This is a genomic window from Rhizobium leguminosarum (genome assembly GCF_004123835.1).
Taxonomy (GTDB): Bacteria; Pseudomonadota; Alphaproteobacteria; order Rhizobiales; family Rhizobiaceae; genus Rhizobium; species Rhizobium leguminosarum_M.
This window is the reverse complement of the sequence record NZ_MZMU01000028.1, coordinates 1-16,490: the sequence shown is the minus strand read 5'-3', so window position 1 is coordinate 16,490 and position 16,490 is coordinate 1. Positions and strand designations below refer to the sequence as shown.

The window sequence follows — 16,490 nt, the reverse complement described above, 5'->3', positions numbered from 1 at the left end:
ACGCCCCGGACAGCCGGCACAAAAGTCTACTCCTCGATGCCTTTGGTGCCCCGCCGCTTCAGGTACTTGTCCCAGTAGAAGTCGTCGGCATTGGCAGCCGTGACGATCGACAGGCCGTTGTCGACGAACGGAATGCTCATCGGATTGAAGCCGACGCGCTTGGCGTCGTTCATCGGGTCGATGAGTTCCGGATGCTTGGCAAGCCACAGGAGCATGAAGCCCATGTAACCCTGCATGCCCTGGTTCGGGTTGATCGAGCCGAACACTTCGCCCGCCTTGATCATGTCGAGAATGTTGGCGTTGACGTCGGCGCACATCACGAGGATCTTGCCGCCGCTTTCCTTGTTGGCCTGCGAAGCGCCGATGGCCGAATTCGCTTCCGGCATGAAGACGGCGCCAATGTTCGGATGTGCCTGCACCAAGCTCATCAGACCCTGATAGGCCTTGTTCGGGTCCTGGTTGGAAGCAGCGCGGCCGACCAGCTTCATATCAGGATATTTTTCCTCCATACGGGCGATGAAGGCGGCGATACGCTTGTCGTGGTTGTCCTGGCCCGGATTTTCGAGAACGGCATATTCACCCTTGCCACCCATCTTTTCGGCAATCGCGTCGGCCGCATAGGTGCCTTCGCGGGTATTGTCCGACGTGACGAACGAGATGCGCTTGGAGAGCGGCGCATCGGCTGCGAAGGTCACAACCGCCGTGCCCTGGTCGATCGCCCGGTTGATCGGCTCGATGAACGGATCCGAGTTCATCGGATGAACGAGAATACCGGCCGGGTTCTGGGCCAGCGCCTGGTCGAAAGTGGCGATCTGTTTGTTGACGTCATATTCCGGCGTGCCGGTATAGGCAGTCTCGCAACCGAGCTGCTGACCGGCCTGCTTGAACATTTCATAGACCGGGAACCAATATTCCACGCCCGATACCATGACGTTCATGACGTATTTTTCACCCGGCTTGCAGCGGAACGGATTTTCCGTGTTCGCGCTGGCCACGCCGGCGAAAAGCGTCGATGCAAGGACCGCCAATGCGGTCGTACTTAGAAATTTGCGCAAGTTTCCTCCTCGAGGCCGAAGCCCCTCCCAAATATCCGGCGGCGCCTCAGCGGCTGCCGATGATCCATTGAAGACCGGAGTTTCTCCTCGAAGTCCGGTATGGGCAGATAATCGCAACAGCAAAGCGCTGTCAATATAATTCATGCCGTGAAATATATTTCACAAAAGACTGGGTGGTGGAATGTCGATAGCGCCTTAGGCGTTTGGAAGGCGTACTGTTTGATTCTCGCGCCTGGGTTATTACCGCTGACAGGGGACAGAGCAGGTGAGCAGTTATTTGAGCGATGAAGGTTGCTCCTTCGAAGGCACTGCAACGGAACCATCTGCTCTCGCCGCGGGTTGGATAGGCATCCTCAAGCTCTCAGCCCCACGGAGCATGCGATGACTATATCCGCCAGCAATCGAGACTCGGCCGCCTATCCGATACAGTCGCTGTTCGTCCCCTTTCCCTTCGTCTGCTTCACGCTCGCGCTAGCGACCGATATTGCTTTCTGGCAGACCGGCAATCTGATGTGGCAGAATTTCTCTGCATGGTTGCTGCTCGCCGGGCTCATGTTGGGCTCGCTTGCCATTCTGGCCGGATTGATGGATCTGATGCGTCCCCGCACCCGCCCGTTGCGGCCGCCGCTCCTGTCCGCGCTTCTCTATCTGATCATACTGGGCCTCTCCTTTGCCAACAACCTTATCCATGCCGGCGATGGATGGACGGCCGTAGTCCCATATGGACTGATGCTTTCGGCCCTCACCTTTGTCTTGTGCCTGGTGGCCGCAGCAGTTTCCGCTCGAAAATATGCCAGACTGGCCTGGAGGATATGATGAAAAAGTCCCAGATTCTCGGCGCCTCGGTTCTGTCGATATCTCTCGGCGTCGGTCTTGCGGCTTACGCCCAAAGCGGAGGTTTTGATATTTCTCAGCAGATCGGACCGAACCCCGTCCTTCCGGAACCAACCGCCTCACTGCTGCCTGATCTGAAGGTGGCGGAGGTCGTTGGCTGGAAGGATGGTGAGACGCCGGCCGCCCCGAACGGTTTGACGGTCACTGCTTACGCCAATGACCTCGCCAATCCGAGGACAGTCCACACCTTGCCGAACGGCGACGTACTGGTGATTCAGTCGCGCGGCCCATCAGGCGAACCGACGTCACGGCCGAAGGATTTGATCCGGGGCTGGATCATGTCGATCGCTCATGGTGGCGGTGGCGAGCAGAAGGAAAGCAACGTCATCACACTGCTGCGTGACGCGAACCGCGACGGCAAGGTGGATGAGAGGCACGATCTTCTGAAGAAACTCGATTCGCCGTTCGGTGTCGCCTGGGTCGACAACACGCTCTATGTCGCCTCGACGTCCGCCATTCTCGCCTACCCCTATGAACTTGGGCAGAATGAAATCACCGCCCAACCGAAAACCCTGACGCCCTTGCCCGGTGGTCCGATCAATCATCACTGGACCAAGGATCTGGCGCTGAGCCCCGATGGACAGATGCTTTACGTCTCGGTCGGCTCGAATTCCAACATCGCCGAGAACGGGCTTGAGGCGGAAAAGGGCCGTGCGGCGATCTGGCAGGTCGACCGGCACACCGGCGCGGCGCGCGTCTTCGCCTCAGGTCTGCGCAATCCGAACGGCCTCACCTTCAACCCTGAGACAGGTACGCTCTGGACGGTCGTCAATGAGCGCGACGAACTCGGACCGAACCTCGTTCCCGATTACATGACCTCGGTCATGGAAGGTGGCTTCTATGGCTGGCCATGGAGCTATTATGGCAAGCATGTCGATGCGCGCGTGCATCCGCCGCGTCCCGACATGGTCGAAATGGCGATCCCACCGGATTATGCGCTGTCGAGCCATGTCGCCGCGCTCGGACTGACCTTCTCGATGAATTCGGCGCTGCCGGCCGCATACGCCAATGGCGCCTTCGTCGGCGAGCACGGCAGTTGGAATCGGGACAGCTTTAACGGCTACAAAGTCGTGTACGTACCATTCGAAAACGGCAAACCATCCGGCAAGGCGCAGGACGTCGTCACGGGCTTTATCCAGGGCGACCAGGCGAAGGGACGGCCGGTTGGTGTCGGGATCGACGGGACGGGAGCGCTGCTCGTCGCCGATGACGCCGGCAATACCGTCTGGCGCGTATCGTCGTCCGACGGCAAAATCACGCCGCAGCCAATCGGCACCGATCAGGTAAAATTGCAAGTCTCGACGAATGCGATGGGAGACCAGAATCCCGATGTAAATCGAAATACCGGAACGGGAATGACGGGGTCGGCCGCTCAATCCCAAACACCACCGGCATCGCCCGATAAGCACCCGACCGGCCTGGCACCACCACCTTCCGGCCAACAACAGGATGAGCGCCGGCCTGCGCAGATGCAGATTGCCCCTGCAACCGGTCCTTAAAATCGGAGGTGCCGAAATCCGAGGCTCCGAATGGAGCCTACGGCCATTCCGACCACAATTCCGGGCGCAGGACCGAATTGCTCTACAGCCGATTGGCGCGCAATAAGGTGTCACGAGACAAATATCCCGCAAGCGTCCCGTCTGCGGCTCTGACGTGCAGGCCCGGCATCTCACCGGAGAGGATGAGCGCCAAGGCATCGTGAACCGTGGCATCAGCGGCGATCTCGGCATCGCCGTTCGACGGTTCCGGCGCGGTCATGATCATCGATACCGCAATCAAGCTCAGCCTTTTTATGGCTCGGTCGGGACCGAGGAAACTCTCGACGAATTCATTGACGGGACGCGCGAGGATTTCCTGCGGGGTATCATATTGAAGGAGGCGGCCATCCCGCATGATCGCGATGCGATCGCCCATCTTGATCGCCTCATCGAGATCATGGGTGACGATGACGACGGTCTTCTTCACCTTCCTGAGAATATCGCGGAATTCGTCCTGAAGCCGAACGCGGGTGATCGGATCGATCGCGCCGAACGGTTCGTCCATCAGCATGATGGCAGGGTCGGCGGCGAGCGCACGCGCGAACCCGACGCGCTGACGCTGCCCGCCCGACAATTCGTGTGGCAGGCGCTGCCGCATGATGGCCGGATCAAGTCCGACGAGATCCAGCAGCTCGTCGACCCGGCGATCGCTGCGCGCCTTTTCCCAACCGAGAAGCCGCGGCACGGTCGCGACATTGCGCGCGATCGACATATGCGGAAACAGACCGACTTGCTGGATGACATAACCGATGCTGCGGCGCAGTTCTTTCTGATCGACCCGGGCGATATCTCTGCCATCGACCAGCACCCGTCCCGCCGTGGGCGTCTCCAGCTGATTGATCATGCGCATGGTCGTGGTCTTGCCGCAGCCCGAAGGACCGATCAGGGCAACCGTCGTACCGGTCTCGATCAGGAGATCGAGATTGTCGACCGCATGCGAACCGCTTCCGTCGTAATTCTTCGTAACATGGTCGAGATGAATCATCCTGATATCCGCTTTCGGCCGCTTAGCGCCGTTGAGTGAAGACGCGCTCCAGTGCGCCGAACGCCAGTTCCGCAAAGATCGCGAGCAACGCTATCGGAACCGCTCCGACGAGAAGGCGCGGCATGTTCATGATCGCAATGCCGGCATTGATGAAATCGCCAAGCCCGCCGCCGCCGATGAAGGAGGCCAGCGCCGCCCCGCCGATGACCTGGATGGCACTCGTCCTGACGCCTGACAGAATCGACGGAACGGCCAGAGGAAGTTCGATCTCCCACAGCATCTGCCCGGCGCTCATGCCCATTCCGTCGGCCGCATCGATCACCGAGGCGTCGATCTCGCGGATGCCGATGATCGTGCTCAACAGCAGCGGCGGCACGGCAAGGACGATGAGGGCGACTACCGACGGCAACAATCCGATGCCGAGAAACGGCATCGCCGCCGACAGGATCGCGAGGCTCGGTATGGAGCGCAAGGCGCCGGCAATATTGACCACGGTAAAGGCGGCGCGAGGTGCCCGTGCAACGGCAAATCCAAGTGGCACGGCAATGACGAAAGCGATGCCGAGCGATAGGACGCACATCAGAAGATGGCGATTGAAGGCATTGAAGAAGGCGCCGGAGTTGTTGAAGATCCAGCTGAATGCATCGATAACGATCATGCTGTTTTACCTCCACTGCGCCGGCGCAGCAGCTTTTCGAAGGATGCAAAACAGTAGTCGGCAAAGAGCGCCAGAAATGACGTCAGCAGCCCGCCCGCGATGATCTTTTCGGGAAACCGCTGGTCGATGCCTTCGAAAATGATGACGCCGAGCCCGCCGGCATTGATATAGGCGGCAACGGTCGCGATGCCGATGACCGTCACCATGGCAATGCGAATACCGCCGACGATATAGGGCATCGCCAGCGGCAGCTCGACTTCGCAGATCCGGCGCGCCGTGCCGTAGCCCATGCCATCGGCAGCTTCGAGTATGTCACGCGGAATTGCCTGAAACCCCATGCCGATATTGCGGATCAGGATCATCAGCGAGTAGGCGGCAAGACCGGTAATGGCGGGTGCCGCCCCAATCCCCATGATGGGGATGAGAAGCGCAAACAGCGCTAGGCTCGGCACGGCGAACAGGATACCGGTGAAGATGATGATAACCGCGAAGCTCCGCGGCCGCCTTGCCGCCCATATCCCGACGATCAGCGAGATCACCAGGGCAATGCCGACCGAGGAAAAAACGAGATACAGGTGCTCCAACAGCGCTTCGAATAGCCGGTCGAGGTGTTTGGGGACCCATTTCATCGTCGAGACCTCCGCGTCCGGGCGCTCGTTCGCCTGTCTACCATGAGATCCCCAATCTGCGATCGGCGTCGTCGGCTCTCTGCGGCAGGACATCGTAGGCCGACGGAGCGACCGCCGAAAATCGTCTGAGGCCGAGCCGTTCCAAAGCCGCCGCTCCCTCAGGCGTTTCATGCAACGTCACGAGGCTCCGCTGTAACGCTGTGGCGATGTCCGCGGGTAATGTTTGCGCGGCAACCAATAGCGGCGCGGGAAGCGGATCGGTCGTCGCTAGAATACGAAGACCATCGATCGCGTCGCGTTCGTGCATCGACAACAATTGGAAGGCATAAGCGTCGATCGCGCCCGCATCGATCCTGCCATCCTTGAGGGCTGCGACGATGCCTGAGGGGTTGAGCAGTGGACCGACCGTCGTACTCTGCTTCATCGTGCCCGCAAACCGGCCTGCAAGGTAGGAGCGCGCCGCATGGTAGCCCGATTGGGAATCGCGCACGGTCCAGCCCCAGCGTGCCGTAGCGAGATCCGCCACCGCTTTCACCGGCCCGTTGGAGGCAACGAGGATGTGGCTGGCATAGAGCGGCTGGTCCAAAGACCATGCTTCGCTCGAGACCGGTGCAGCAAGGGCAGCCGGTCTTAAGCCCTCGGGCATGCGCGAAAACGGATAGCCACACATGAAGACCGCTCCCATGTCCGGCCTTGTCCATAATTCCGACAAGGGAGCTGGTGCCGCATGGGCGATGATCTCCAGCTCGACGCCGGAACGTAGGCTGACCAGCGCAAATAGCGCGTCCCACAGGCCACGAATGCGCGGGCTGAGATTATACATTCTCGAACAGGCGATTGGCTGGGACATGACCATGGCTATTTATGCGAACCGCAGGCGCTGGCCGATATTCATCTCCCTGGCCTTCGCCACCATGGCGGCGCCCAGCGCCACGTCGGTGGTGCTGAGGCCGCGGTGCCAGAACAGGATCGTCTCCTCATCACTTTCGCGGCCGGGTTTCATGCCGCAGACGATCTGGCCGATTTCGGCATGCAAGTTCTCGGCCGTCACCTTGCCCTCATCGACGTGACGGCGAAGCGCTCCGAAAGGCTTGCCGGGGCCGCATTGGCCCCAATCGTCGACGACGACCTTGTCCATGATATCGGTGAGATCGAATTCAAGCGCGCTCATCGTGCCATAGGGCACGACGAAGGCTCCCTTCTTCACCCATTCCGTCTTGAACAGCGGCGCCGGTTCCGGCAGGCGGCTGGCCTCGACCATGATATCGGCGCCCTTGAGGCAATCCTGCCAATTATCGGTGACGATGATCTTCTTGCCGAGATCTGCCTCGAGACGCCTTGCGAAGGCATCACGGCTTTCCGGGCGGCGTGAGTGTACGCGGATTTCATCGAAATCGAAGAGATGGTCGAGAAGCCGGACATTCCAGTAAGAGGTTCCGCGGGCACCGATATGGCCGAGAATCTTGCTGTCCTTGCGGGCGAGATATTTTGCGCCAAGGGCGGTCACGGCGCCGGTGCGCATGTCGGTGATATCAGTTGCGTCGATGATAGCCTTCGGTACGCCGGTGTTCGGATCGAACAGGTTGAGGACCGCAAGCTCTGAGGGCAGATCGACCTTGTAGTTGTCGACGAAGTCGCCGACGACTTTGACGCCGGCATAATTCAGCGCTTTGACATAGCCGCGAAGCACGTTGAAATGGCCTTTGTCGGAGCTCTCCGGCACAAGATGGACACGCGGCTCGATGACGGTTTCGCCCCTGCCCTGCGCATCCAGCGCTTTCGACACCGCATCGAGAATCTCGTCATTCGTCAGCGCTAGCGCCTTGGCATCGAGGGCATTGAGATAATCGATCCAGATTTCCTGCATTTCCCGCTTCTCCACATTCCTGTCCGGCTGCTGAGCGGACGGATTTTCGAACAAACACCGTAAGAAGATCGCCACGCCAGGTCGCGGCCGGATCGATATCCGGCCGCGGGCGTGACAATCATTTCGGCAGCAGGCCGTTTTCCTTCAAGAAATCGACCGCCACGTCCTTGGCTTCCTCGTGATCGGTCTCGACCTTGGCATTGAGGACCCGCATTTTCTCGTTATCGAGATGGGTGCCGACCGCCTCCAGCAGTTCGGCAACCTTCGGATTGGCCTTCAGTATGTCCTGGCGGACAACGGGGGCCACGTAGTAGGGCGGAAACAGACCCTTATCGTCTGCCAGCGGCACGAGGTCCTTCGAGCCGATCTGCCAGTCGGTCGCGGCACCATTGGCGACGTCAATGTCCTTTTGTTCCAGCGCATCATAACGAAGGCCAAGCTTGGCAAACTGCTTGAACTCCTTGAACTCGGCGTCGTAGACACGCTTCAGGCCGGGCAGGCCATCGGCGCGGTCCGGAAATTCAGCGCCGCCGCCGAAGACCAGGGTCTTGGAAACCTTGGCGAGATCCGACAGGCTCTTCAGATTGTTGGCCTGCGCCGTTTCCTGCCGGACCACGATGACATAGCCATTGTTGATGCCGCTCGGCTTCAGCCAGGTGAGGTTGAACTGCTTGGCGTAGAAGTCCTTGACCTGCGTGTAGACCTTGTCGGCGTCGGTCGACATCTCACCCTTGACGACAGAAGCGAGCGCCGTCCCGGTATATTCCGGATAGAGATCGATCTCGCCGGCCACCAATGCCTGGTGCGCAATCAGCGTGCCGCCGAGGTTGATCTTGCGCTCGACGGTGATGCCGGCATTTTCCAGAACGGCGGCGTACATTTCGGCAAGGATAAACTGCTCGGTGAAATTCTTGCTGCCGACCTTGATGGTCTCTGCGGATGCAGGCTGGAACATGGCGGCTGCCATGACGCCGGCTGCAAAAATGCCTTTTGTCCAATTTTTCATAGTCATTCCCTCTTGTTGACTTTTCAATGAACGAACCGGCGGCATTCCCCAGAATGACCATCGGCATGACCGGTCGGTGTCCTGCCCTTCTTAGTGGGGCAGTGGCGAACCGGGCTTATTGCGGGCCAAGCCCGATCAATGCGGCAATCGTCGCAAAATCCGGCCCTTGCGCGCGATCCTCTTCAAGCGCCGGAACGTGGCTGCGCACGAAAGCATGGGCTTCCGCCGATCCCTTGCCCAATTCGCCTGAGACGCCTCTGAGCTCGACGGCTTGTACCGATGCGATCAGTTCGATGGCGACCAGATAGCGCAGGCGCTCGACGATCGCCTGCGCCTTTGCCAAAACGCTCGGAGCCATCGATGCCTGGTCTTCGACGCCATCGGCGACAGGAATGGGCGAAAGCGAAACCGGCATGGCCAGATGGCGGATTTCGGCTTCCATGGCCGAGACGGTCTTTTGCACGGTCGCAAAACCGGTACGGCTCTGGCCCATCGGGGTCAGGAAGCGTGGGAGGTCGGACATGGCAGGCGACATGATCTTCATGATCCGATAGGCGGTGCCTGCCGCGCAATGGGCCATGGCCTGCCCCAGTCTTTCCCAGGCGAGCACAAAAGCGGTCATGTCAAAATTGCCGTGTGCAAGAATGACGCCCTCGGAGGCGATCACGACCGGATTGTCGCTGGAGCTGACGAGATCTATCTCCGTCGCCTGCCTCGCCTCGTCGATCGCATGCCTCAACGCGCCCCAGACCTGCGGCGTGCAGCGATAGCTCAAAGGATCCTGGAGACGTCTTGCGGCATCGGCGGCGAGCAAGGAGCTTCCCGAAAGCAACTCCATCAGCTGAGCGGCAACGCGGCGCTGCCCGAAGGCCGGTCTCGCAGCCAGAGCGCGATCGTCGAAGACGCTGACATTGGCCCGGAACGCTTCGAAATTAACGGCAATCGCCCTCAGGGACCAATCGAAGAGCCGCTCGATATCCACAAGCGTCAGGCAGGCAAGGCCGATGGAGAGACTGTTGGCCACAACAAGCGCATGCCCGTCCTTCGGCGCCAATTCGAGAGGCCTCAGGCCGGCCCTTTCAAGGGCAATGGCGGCCGGCAGCACTTCGCCGCCAAGCTCGATCTCGCCGAAGCCCAGAAGCCCCCGGCTCATATGGGCAAGCGGCGCCAAATCGGCCGCACCGATCGAGCCCAGTGACGGGACGACAGGGTGGACACCTGCATTGATGGCGGCGATCAGACCGTGGAACACTTTCAGCGAAACGCCGGACCCGCCCGCCGCCATGCCGGCGGCCCTGACGGCCATCATCGCCCGCACGGATTCCTGTGCGAGCGGTTTTCCGACGCCGACCGCACGGGCTTGCGGCACGCGCATCTGGAAAGCCACCAGATCTTCCGTTGCAAGTCGTGTATCGACACCGGCTCCCAGTCCCGTCGTCAGGCCATAGACCGGCAGATCGTTTTCCGTATAGCGATCGACGACGGCGCGCGCGGCCACAATCCGGGCTTCGACCTCGGCGGAGATCTCGATCCTGGCGTGATGACGGGCAATTGCTGCGATGTCCTCGATCGTCGGCGGTGCTGCGCTGAAGATGATCGATGGAGAATTGGTGGCGCTCACTGTTTCTCTCCGAGAATGGCGACGGGTTTGGAGGGACCCTTGGTGGACCGTGCTTCCAGCCGATATTGCGCGCCGGGATAGTATAACAGCGCACAGGTCACGACGGCCTCGCCTGACCAGGTTCTTCGAAAGACGCGCAGGCAAGGGTGATCATTCTTCAGGCCAAGATATTTGCGTATGGCGGTATCGGGCTTGACGGCCTGGACGATATGTTCAAACGCCGTTATCGGCGCCACTTTCGTCAGATATTCGTGCGGCGTCATGCTGCGGAAATCTGTCGACAGATAGTCGGGCGCAACCAGCGGATTGACGTAGCGCTCCTCGACCTGAATGGGCTGGTCGTTTTCCATGTGCACGATCAGCGAATGCATCACTTCAGCGCCGAGGGTCAGTTCGAGCGCATCGGCGACGTTGGCATCCGCCTTCATCAAGCCGGCCTTGACCACCATCGCCTGATGCGTGTGGCCCCGCTCCAGTATTTCGTCGGCTATGTTGCGGATTTGAAGCAGATCAACGTCGAGGTGCTTTGGCGACACGAAGGTTCCGATCCCGGCGGATCGCTTGAGAACACCCTCGAACATCAACTCCCGCAGCGCCCGGTTCGCCGTCATGCGGCTGACGCCGAATGCCGCCACCAATTCGCTTTCGGAGGATACCCGGTCTCCCGGCTGAAGCTTGCCCTCGGCGATCTCGGCCAGGATCTGATCCTTGATCCTGATATAATGGCGCGCCTCGCCGGCGACCGGTTTGACCGCTTTCGTCATGACAACCTCGCGATGCCATTGTCGAGGATGGTCGCGCCCCGTGCAGCAACGAGCCCCCTGAAGCGGATCTCGGCATCGCTGCGCCACATCTGCACGGTGATCGTTTCGCCGGGAAAGATCGGCGCGCTGAAACGCGCCGCGATCGCACTCAAGCCGCTAGCCATGCCTGGATCGATGGCAGCGACGATGGCGTAGCCCGCATATCCGAAGCTGCACAGCCCATGCAGGATCGGCCGGTCAAAGCCGCTCCGGCCGGCTGCCTGCGGATCGACATGCAATGGATTGAGATCGCCGTTCAGGCGATAAAGCAGAGCGGCGTTGCCAGGAATGTCGATATTGAATTCAAGGTCCGGCCCTCTGTCCGGAACTTTCGGCAACGGTTCGGGCGCAGATCCCGCCGAGCCGCATCCACCGTCGCCGCGACACGCATTCGTCTGGACGATCGTCACAATCGGCTCATCCCCGTCCGCGGTTGCGATCAAGCGCTCGAAGCTGACGAACATCCCTTTCTCAACGCCGCGATCGACCACCGACAAGACGCGCGACCGAGAGATCAGCGGCACATCGAGGGGGACCGGCCGGTGGATCGTCAGGCGATGTTCGGAATGCACGAGACGCGCCCAATCGACGCCCGTCTGCTGCATCCATGGGCCCGGATGCGCCACGATATTGGCAAGGGTCGGCGCGGTCAGGAGATCGCGTTCATAGACGTAGTTCAATGCCTTTTCGTCGAGCGCGTTGGTGCCGTAGCCAACCGACAGGGCGTAAAGGATAGCATCCCTTGCGGTAACCACATGTGTCGCTTGCGGCACCGGGAAATCGAGGATGGATTGGGCCGATAGCGTCACGATGCGGCTCCGCCAGATGTCGCGGGTTTGCGAACGCCACCGGACAGGCGGATGCCGCCGTCAACGGAAAGCAATTCGCCGGTGACGAAGTCGGCACCCTGAACAAGCCAGACAATGGCTCCGGCAACGTCTTCCGGTGTCGCGACACGGCCGAGCGGCGCGGTTTCCGAAAATCGCTTGGCAATGGCTCCATAGGCATCCGGCCCGAGCGTGTCGCGCATCCAGCGCGTATCGATGATGCCGGGGCAAACCGCGTTCACGCGGATATCGGGACCGCAGGTGCGCGCCAGGGCCAAAGTCAGCGCATTGAGCGCGCCCTTGGAGGCCGTATAGGCAAGCGAGCTGCCGCCGCCGGTGAAAGCAACGTTGGATGAGACATTGACGATCGCACCGCCGCCGCTGTCACGCATTGCAGGTACCGCCGCCCGGCACATCTGATAGGCGCCGATGACGTTGACACTGAAAACCTTCTGAAAATCTTCGGCCGACAGTGTCTCCAGATCGAAAGGATCTGATTTGACCGTCACTGCGGCATTGTTCACCAAGGCGTCGAGCCGCCCCCATCGATTGACGGCGGTCTCGACCATTCGGCGGCAAGCCGCGTCATCGGCAACGTCGGCCTGGACGATCTCGACCTCCGCGCCCAGACTGCGGCAGATATCGCCCGTCTCCTCGGCTTCTTTCTTGCTGCGGCTGTAGTTGATGACCATCCGGGCGCCGCCCTCGGCGAATTGCTTCACGCATGCGGCCCCGACACCCGTTGCCGAGCCCGTGACGATGATGGCGGCTCCATCGATTTTCATGGGGCAAAGTCCTTCATGGCATGGGTCGAAAACAGGCGTGCATCCATTTGCTTCAGCTGGTCCGACACCGCGATGCCCTTCGGCAGGCGGTCGAGAACATGGGCGGCAAGATCGATTCCGGGGGCAAACTCCGTCAGCGTCAAGCATCCATCGATCACCCGAAAGACAGCCCGCTCAGTGACGACGAGCTGTGACTGTCCCTCCGGCGCAAAGGCTGGGCTCGAACTGATCTGGTCGACAGCGTCGACGATCTTGCAAACTCTGCCGTCCCTGACGATGTCGAGCCTGCCGTCGGCAACCGCAATTTCAGCGCCGCCAGCAGAAAATGCGCCGAGATAAACAACGTGCTTGGCCGTCTGCGAGATATTGGTGAATCCGCCGACCCCGACGATGGAATTGTTGAAGCGGCTGACATTGACCGCACCGTTCCGATCCACCTCAGCCATGCCGAGAAAGGCAATGTCGAGGCCGCCGCCGTCGTAAAAATCGAACTGCGATGCCTGTGGGATGATGGCGGTCGGATTGACGGCGGCGCCAAAGGACAGCTCCTCGGCCGGCACGCCGCCGATGACGCCCGATTCGATCGTCACCGTATAATCGTCGAATCCCTCTTCGCTGGCGATGCGGCCGATCCCGGCGGCAATGCCAATGCCGAGGTTGATCGTCGGACGATTGAGCGGCGCCAGTTCCAGGAAGGCACGTCGCTGAATAATCTTATCGACCGAGAGCGGCGCCGGCTGCAGGCGGCTCGCCGCCATCCGGACGCGTCCGGTATAGGCGATATTGTCCGTCTCGGCGAAACTGATGCCGTGCTGGGCCGGATCATCGCAGACGACGACATAATCGACCAACGCCGCCGGGATGCGAACATCGTTGGGTTGCAGCGAACCGCGCTCGGCAATCCGCTTGACCTGCACGACGACGATACCACCGGAGTTTCGGCCCGCCTGTGCCATGGCGAGCACGTCGAGCGGGAAAGCCTCGTCCTCGAGGGTGATGTTTCCGTCTTCGTCGGCCGTCGTTCCGCGCAAGAGCACGCAGTCGAGCGGCATCGACGGATAAAGCAGCCATTCCTTGCCGCGCAGCAACACACGCTCGACAAGCGAGCGCGGCGTCGTCGCATTCATGCGACCGCCGCCATGAAGCGGATCCATGAAAGAGCCGAGCCCGATATGGGTGACCACTCCGGGCTGACCGGCGGCAATCGCCCGATAGAGCTGGGCGATGACACCCTGCGGCCAGCAATGCGCTTCGATCTTTTCCTCGATTGCCAGCCTGCCAAGGCGCGGCGTTCCGCGCCATCCCCCGGCGATCACGCAGGCGACGAGGCCTTCATAGCCAAAATGCCCCATGCCGCGCGTCTGACGATCGCCCGTGCTGGCAGCAAACAGAAGCGTCAGGTTGCGGGGTTTTCCAGAGGCGAGGAAGCGCTCCTCGACCGCGGCCGTGATGGCCTCGGGATGGCAGCATCCTCCAAAACCCGAAGCAGCGACAGTCATCCCGTCTTCGAGGAGATCCGCAGCTTGCTGTGAAGTGATGACCCGCATGACGATCTTTGCTTCCCCGGCCTGTATATACAGGCTAGCCGCCGATCGTTTGGAAGGCAACTGGAATCTTTGCAAGTATTTTGGGCATATTACCTTGTTCAGACGATATTCAGCAGCCCGATCAGGCAAAGCCCAAGAGCCGCCAGCGCCAATAGCGACAGCGCCGCCGCTGCGAGGACCCGACCGCCGGCATGGGCGACGGATCTGACATCGACGGAGAGGCCCAAAGCAGCCATGGCGGTGACGGTGAAGGCGGCGGAGACCGCCGACATCCCAGGCAACAGCGCGGCTGGGATCGCGTCAAAGGAGCGAAGCGTCGCCATGGCTGCAAAACCGAGGATGAACCATGGGAGAACATGGCGGAGATTGACTGGCGAACCGCCAGGACGGCGGCCATGAACTGCGCCGAGCACGAGGATGACGGGTCCGAGCATCATCACGCGGATCAGTTTGACGAGCGTGCCCACCTGGGTGCTGACGGCTCCGGCAGAGGCCGTGGCCGCCAAGACCTGCGGGACGGCATAGGCTGTCAGGCCTGCGAAAACACCATATTGTACGGCGCTCAGACCCAAGAGCAGATGAAGAAGCGGCAGCGTCAGCACTGCCCCGATACCGAGCAGCGCGGTAAAGGCTATCGAGGCCGCGATATCATCCGGTTTGGCGCCAATCACCGGCGCTGCCGCGGCAATCGCAGAATTGCCGCAGATCGAGTTGCCGCAAGCAACCAACGTCGCCAGGCTGGCCGACAGTCCGAAGAGCCGCCCGATAACAAAGCTGCCGGCCAAAGACAGACCAACCAGAACGGCAATTCCGCCGACAAGCGGCAGTCCAGCCTGCCGGATGGCAGCCGTGCTGAGCGAGGCGCCGAGCAACACGACGGCAATTTCGAGAAGCGTCTTGGCGGCGAATTGGATGCCGGGAATGAACGTCTGCGGCAGACAGACCGAGGAGCGCACGGCAATGCCGATCAGAATGGCAAGCACGAGGCTCTCGATCCAATGCGAGCCGAAAACCATCGCCTGCAGCAGCTCAACAAGATGCGCAGCGAGCGTGACCGCCGCACAAAGAACGAGTCCCGGCAGGACGGCAGGAAACGACAGGGAACGGGAGGCAGAAACGAGCATCGGCAAGACCTTGCGAGGGCTGTAATCTCCCACACTCAATTGTCGACTTCCATTGAATAGTATAGCATAGTTCATTCGCTAAAATCGAACGATTGAATCATGACGTTTGAACAGCTTTCTATTTTCGTCGCGGTTGCCGAACGCGAGCATCTGACCAAAGCCGCCTTCGCGATCGGGCTCACGCCATCGGCCGTCAGCTCGGCTATCCGCAATCTCGAGACCTCCTATGGCGTCGAGCTTTTCCATCGCGTCGGACGCCGCATAGAGCTGACATATGAAGGACGGGTGTTTCTGGGTGAGGCTAGAGCGACGCTGGCGCGCGCAAAGGCCGCAGCGCTCGTCCTGTCCGATCTCGGTGGCTTACAAAAGGGTGAACTGGTCGTTTTCGCAAGTCAGACGATCGCCAGCTACTGGCTACCGGCGATGCTGATGCGATTCAAGATCCGCTACCCGGGCATTGACCTGAAGCTGATGATTGGCAACACGACCACGGCGGCAAAAGCGGTTCTCGATGGATTGGCCGAAGTCGGTTTCGTCGAAGGCAGCGTGGATGAGCCGGCGCTGCATGTTCAGCCGCTTGCCGAGGACGAACTCCTTGTCGTCGTCGGTCCGCGCCATCCCTGGGCGCGTGGCAAACCAATTGCACCGACGGACCTGATTTCAGGCACGAAATGGGTCATGCGGGAAAAAGGGTCCGGAACCCGGTCGGCTTTCGAGGCGGCGATTTCCAATCTCGGCATAGCCCCCGGAGATCTGGCTGTCGCGCTTCAACTGCCGTCGAACGAGGCGGTCATATCGGCAGCAAGAGAAGGCCTCTGCGCAACTGTAGTCTCAGGTGCCGTGGCCGCGCCGCTCTTGACGCAAGGTCTGCTGGTGAAGGTGCGCTTTCCTCTGCCGTCCCGACAATTTGCAATCCTGCGGCATAAGCAAAGGCACTCCAGTCGTGCCTCGCTGGCGTTGGAAACCATTTGCCGCGAGGATAAAGCTGCCGAAGTCCAGAATTGGGATGATTGGGCGCTCTAGGTGTGGAGCCTCAACAGGTTGTCTCGGTTGAGACCGAGGCGACCGATGGGTGTTTTTGATTTCAGGCTACCATGAGGACGATGCCAATTGTACATGTGGGTCCAGTTTGGCAGATGGGCTTTTCGGTG

The 16,490-nt window shown here is 60.6% G+C and carries 17 protein-coding genes; 3 read left to right on the top strand and 14 right to left on the bottom strand.

Features of this window, described 5'->3' with window-relative positions; genetic code table 11:
- Positions 1-26: 26 nt before the first annotated feature.
- On the bottom strand, positions 27-1,055 hold the full coding sequence (locus B5P46_RS33655) for a substrate-binding domain-containing protein (RefSeq protein WP_129422495.1): 1,029 nt from the start codon (positions 1,053-1,055) through the stop codon (positions 27-29).
- 381 nt (positions 1,056-1,436) lie between these two features.
- Between B5P46_RS33655 and B5P46_RS33650 the strand changes: the two genes are divergently transcribed.
- Positions 1,437-1,871 (top strand): DUF2231 domain-containing protein, encoded by a 435-nt coding sequence (locus tag B5P46_RS33650; RefSeq protein ID WP_129422494.1) that lies wholly within the window; start codon positions 1,437-1,439, stop codon positions 1,869-1,871.
- Positions 1,871-3,448 carry a PQQ-dependent sugar dehydrogenase gene (locus B5P46_RS33645; protein ID WP_129422585.1) on the top strand — a complete coding sequence of 526 codons (1,578 nt, stop codon included), beginning with the start codon at positions 1,871-1,873 and terminating at the stop codon, positions 3,446-3,448. Before B5P46_RS33650 ends, B5P46_RS33645 begins: the two co-directional genes overlap by 1 nt.
- Positions 3,449-3,530: 82 nt before the next feature.
- On the opposite strand, the gene B5P46_RS33640 is transcribed toward B5P46_RS33645, so the two are convergent.
- The 12 genes from B5P46_RS33640 to B5P46_RS33585 all read right to left on the bottom strand — a co-directional run bounded on the left by B5P46_RS33640 (position 3,531) and on the right by B5P46_RS33585 (position 15,339).
- On the bottom strand, positions 3,531-4,472 hold the full coding sequence (locus B5P46_RS33640) for an ABC transporter ATP-binding protein (RefSeq protein WP_129422493.1): 942 nt from the start codon (positions 4,470-4,472) through the stop codon (positions 3,531-3,533).
- 22 nt (positions 4,473-4,494) lie between these two features.
- Positions 4,495-5,130 carry an ABC transporter permease gene (locus tag B5P46_RS33635; RefSeq protein ID WP_129422492.1) on the bottom strand — a complete coding sequence of 212 codons (636 nt, stop codon included), beginning with the start codon at positions 5,128-5,130 and terminating at the stop codon, positions 4,495-4,497.
- Positions 5,127-5,759 (bottom strand): ABC transporter permease, encoded by a 633-nt coding sequence (locus B5P46_RS33630; protein ID WP_129422491.1) that lies wholly within the window; start codon positions 5,757-5,759, stop codon positions 5,127-5,129. The genes B5P46_RS33635 and B5P46_RS33630 overlap by 4 nt, the downstream gene beginning before the upstream one ends.
- 37 nt (positions 5,760-5,796) lie before the next feature.
- The gene (locus tag B5P46_RS33625) at positions 5,797-6,615 is read right to left on the bottom strand and encodes a phosphate/phosphite/phosphonate ABC transporter substrate-binding protein (protein ID WP_129422490.1); all 819 of its coding nucleotides are present in this window, start codon (positions 6,613-6,615) and stop codon (positions 5,797-5,799) included.
- A 6-nt stretch (positions 6,616-6,621) separates the two neighbouring features.
- Positions 6,622-7,626, bottom strand: coding sequence for an ornithine cyclodeaminase family protein (locus B5P46_RS33620; RefSeq protein WP_129422489.1), 1,005 nt, complete (start codon positions 7,624-7,626; stop codon positions 6,622-6,624).
- A gap of 118 nt (positions 7,627-7,744) precedes the next feature.
- Positions 7,745-8,677: a glycine betaine ABC transporter substrate-binding protein gene (locus B5P46_RS33615; protein WP_206735445.1), complete on the bottom strand. Its 933-nt coding sequence runs from the start codon at positions 8,675-8,677 to the stop codon at positions 7,745-7,747.
- Positions 8,678-8,747: 70 nt separating this feature from the next.
- The gene (locus B5P46_RS33610) at positions 8,748-10,253 is read right to left on the bottom strand and encodes an HAL/PAL/TAL family ammonia-lyase (protein WP_129422487.1); all 1,506 of its coding nucleotides are present in this window, start codon (positions 10,251-10,253) and stop codon (positions 8,748-8,750) included.
- The gene (gene hutC / locus B5P46_RS33605; protein WP_129422486.1) at positions 10,250-11,017 is read right to left on the bottom strand and encodes a histidine utilization repressor; all 768 of its coding nucleotides are present in this window, start codon (positions 11,015-11,017) and stop codon (positions 10,250-10,252) included. The genes B5P46_RS33610 and hutC overlap by 4 nt, the downstream gene beginning before the upstream one ends.
- On the bottom strand, positions 11,014-11,865 hold the full coding sequence (locus tag B5P46_RS33600; RefSeq protein ID WP_129422485.1) for a MaoC/PaaZ C-terminal domain-containing protein: 852 nt from the start codon (positions 11,863-11,865) through the stop codon (positions 11,014-11,016). Before B5P46_RS33600 ends, hutC begins: the two co-directional genes overlap by 4 nt.
- Positions 11,862-12,668 (bottom strand): SDR family NAD(P)-dependent oxidoreductase, encoded by an 807-nt coding sequence (locus B5P46_RS33595; RefSeq protein WP_129422484.1) that lies wholly within the window; start codon positions 12,666-12,668, stop codon positions 11,862-11,864. Before B5P46_RS33595 ends, B5P46_RS33600 begins: the two co-directional genes overlap by 4 nt.
- Entirely contained in the window at positions 12,665-14,215 is a 1,551-nt protein-coding gene (locus tag B5P46_RS33590; RefSeq protein WP_129422483.1) for an acyl CoA:acetate/3-ketoacid CoA transferase, read from the bottom strand. Before B5P46_RS33590 ends, B5P46_RS33595 begins: the two co-directional genes overlap by 4 nt.
- 98 nt (positions 14,216-14,313) lie before the next feature.
- Positions 14,314-15,339, bottom strand: coding sequence for a YeiH family protein (locus tag B5P46_RS33585; protein WP_129422584.1), 1,026 nt, complete (start codon positions 15,337-15,339; stop codon positions 14,314-14,316).
- Between the two features lie 99 nt (positions 15,340-15,438).
- Here B5P46_RS33585 and B5P46_RS33580 point away from each other — a divergent pair, with 99 nt between their 5' ends.
- Positions 15,439-16,362: a LysR family transcriptional regulator gene (locus B5P46_RS33580; RefSeq protein ID WP_129422482.1), complete on the top strand. Its 924-nt coding sequence runs from the start codon at positions 15,439-15,441 to the stop codon at positions 16,360-16,362.
- Here B5P46_RS33580 and B5P46_RS33575 read toward each other — a convergent pair.
- The coding region (locus B5P46_RS33575) for a transposase (protein ID WP_164986496.1) at positions 16,359-16,490 on the bottom strand (132 nt) is incomplete at its 5' end. The two genes, B5P46_RS33580 and B5P46_RS33575, sit on opposite strands and share 4 nt — an antisense overlap.

Excerpts from the sequence above, each read along its gene's own strand:
- B5P46_RS33640 (WP_129422493.1), bottom strand. The coding sequence starts at position 4,472 with ATGATTCATCTCGACCATGTTACGAAGAATTACGACGGAAGCGGTTCG.
- B5P46_RS33580 (WP_129422482.1), top strand. The coding sequence starts at position 15,439 with ATGACGTTTGAACAGCTTTCTATTTTCGTCGCGGTTGCCGAACGCGAG.
- B5P46_RS33590 (WP_129422483.1), bottom strand. The coding sequence starts at position 14,215 with ATGCGGGTCATCACTTCACAGCAAGCTGCGGATCTCCTCGAAGACGGG.
- B5P46_RS33615 (WP_206735445.1), bottom strand. The coding sequence starts at position 8,677 with ATGCCGCCGGTTCGTTCATTGAAAAGTCAACAAGAGGGAATGACTATG.
- B5P46_RS33630 (WP_129422491.1), bottom strand. The coding sequence starts at position 5,759 with ATGAAATGGGTCCCCAAACACCTCGACCGGCTATTCGAAGCGCTGTTG.
- B5P46_RS33625 (WP_129422490.1), bottom strand. The coding sequence starts at position 6,615 with ATGGTCATGTCCCAGCCAATCGCCTGTTCGAGAATGTATAATCTCAGC.
- B5P46_RS33585 (WP_129422584.1), bottom strand. The coding sequence starts at position 15,339 with ATGCTCGTTTCTGCCTCCCGTTCCCTGTCGTTTCCTGCCGTCCTGCCG.
- B5P46_RS33645 (WP_129422585.1), top strand. The coding sequence starts at position 1,871 with ATGAAAAAGTCCCAGATTCTCGGCGCCTCGGTTCTGTCGATATCTCTC.
- B5P46_RS33595 (WP_129422484.1), bottom strand. The coding sequence starts at position 12,668 with ATGAAAATCGATGGAGCCGCCATCATCGTCACGGGCTCGGCAACGGGT.
- hutC (WP_129422486.1), bottom strand. The coding sequence starts at position 11,017 with ATGACGAAAGCGGTCAAACCGGTCGCCGGCGAGGCGCGCCATTATATC.
- B5P46_RS33635 (WP_129422492.1), bottom strand. The coding sequence starts at position 5,130 with ATGATCGTTATCGATGCATTCAGCTGGATCTTCAACAACTCCGGCGCC.
- B5P46_RS33620 (WP_129422489.1), bottom strand. The coding sequence starts at position 7,626 with ATGCAGGAAATCTGGATCGATTATCTCAATGCCCTCGATGCCAAGGCG.
- B5P46_RS33650 (WP_129422494.1), top strand. The coding sequence starts at position 1,437 with ATGACTATATCCGCCAGCAATCGAGACTCGGCCGCCTATCCGATACAG.